General features: G+C 32.0%; 1 protein-coding gene. It reads right to left on the minus strand.

Going from position 1 to position 1,761, the window contains the following annotated elements; translation table 11 throughout:
- Positions 1-1,761, minus strand: a 1,761-nt coding sequence (locus tag AB3X49_RS22410; protein ID WP_367964825.1) for a non-ribosomal peptide synthetase, incomplete at both ends; no start/stop codon positions are given.

A 1,761-nucleotide genomic window follows, 5' to 3' on the forward strand; every position in this document is an offset into this window, starting at 1 on the left:
GATTTACTTCAATATCATTTTTTATTTCTTGACGGAGATCTGAATCTAGATGAAAAGTAGTTCTAAATGATGGATGTCTATTTACTAGGATGTTTAGGGCTTTCTTGAACGATGGGACATGTAAAGGTCCTTTTAGTTTTTTCGTTATATTAACGTGATAGGCTGTAGTGATAATATCATATTGTGATGCAATCCACATGCGTTCTTGAGAAAATGATACAGGATAATCTTTTGATTCTTTTATGTTTTGAAGTGGTGATAAAATTTCTTTTTTTATTTTCTTTGCATTAGATTTAATAAACTTTGCCATCTGTTCAATGGTTGGGAATTCGAATATGTGCCGTAACTCTAAATCGATTGAAAATGCGGCGTTGATTTTACTAATAATTCGTGTGGCTTTTAAAGAATGACCACCTAAAGAAAAAAAGTTATCCGTTATACTAATCTTTTTTATATCCAGTATACCTTCCCATATTTCAGAAAGTTTACTTTCCCATTTATCTCTCGGTGAAATATATTCAATAGATTCTGAAGTACTCATGCTTACGACTTTTTTAAGAGAAGAAATATCTACCTTTCCATTAGGAGTTAGTGGTATGCTATCTACAATAAAATATCTTGTGGGTATCATATAAGACGGCAATTCAGATTGTAAAAATCCTTTAAAATACATAGAAATAGAATGTTGTTCTCTAAGCATTCCTTTATTGGCAACAATATACGCTACTAACGTTTTATCACCAATGCTGTCTTCGGTAACTACAACAGCGCACTGTTGGACTGCAGGGTGTTCGTTAAGAGCAAATTCAATTTCACTTAATTCAATTCGATGACCACGTACTTTAACTTGCGAATCAATTCTTCCTCTGAATTCTATGGTCCCATTTGCAAGACATCTTGCGAAATCACCAGTTTTATATAAAGTCTCATCAGAATTTGAGTTAAATACACTTCTAATAAACCTTTCTGAAGTTAAACCTTCTTGATTCAGATATCCGTTTGCAATTCCATCTCCTCCAACATATAATTCACCAATTACGCCTGTTGGAACAGGTTTTAAATTTTCATCTAAGATATATACTGTAGAGTTGGAAATAGGTTGTCCGATAGGTATATTGCCTCTTTTACCATCGATATCATGAATTTCATAATAACAAGAAAATGTAGTATTTTCGGTTGGACCATATCCGTTAATAAGTTTGCAATACTTGGTGTTTTTAATAAACTTCTCAACATGAGATAGTGATAAGCTTTCTCCACCAATTATTAAATATTTTAAACCTACAATATCATTTAATCTGTTTTCAACCATTTGATTAAACAGACTAGATGTTAACCATAATGTAGTTATATGATGTAAACGGATTGTTTCGCCTATTTTACCAAGTGTAGGTGTTTCCGGAGGCATAATGACTAATTTCCCCCCATTTAGTAAGCTTCCCCATATTTCAAATGTAGAAGCATCAAAAGAAATAGGTGCTAACTGTAACATAACTTCTTGTTCATCAAACTGCATATAATTAGTGTTTTTAACTAAGCGAATAACATTTCGATGGTTAATTAAAACTCCTTTAGGGATTCCAGTAGAACCAGACGTGTAAATGACATGGGATATATCAGTTGGATTGACTGTTACACGTAAAGAATTTGTAGGTTGCGATAAAATATCTTCTTGTTTTTGATCAATTGTAATAACTGTTGGATACCCAGTTTTAAATATATTATTTTTAGATTTTTGGGTAATAATCCATTTCATACGAC

It is taken from the genome of Bacillus sp. C30, from assembly GCF_040838255.1.
GTDB classification, from domain to species: domain Bacteria; phylum Bacillota; class Bacilli; order Bacillales; family Bacillaceae_G; genus Bacillus_A; species Bacillus_A mycoides.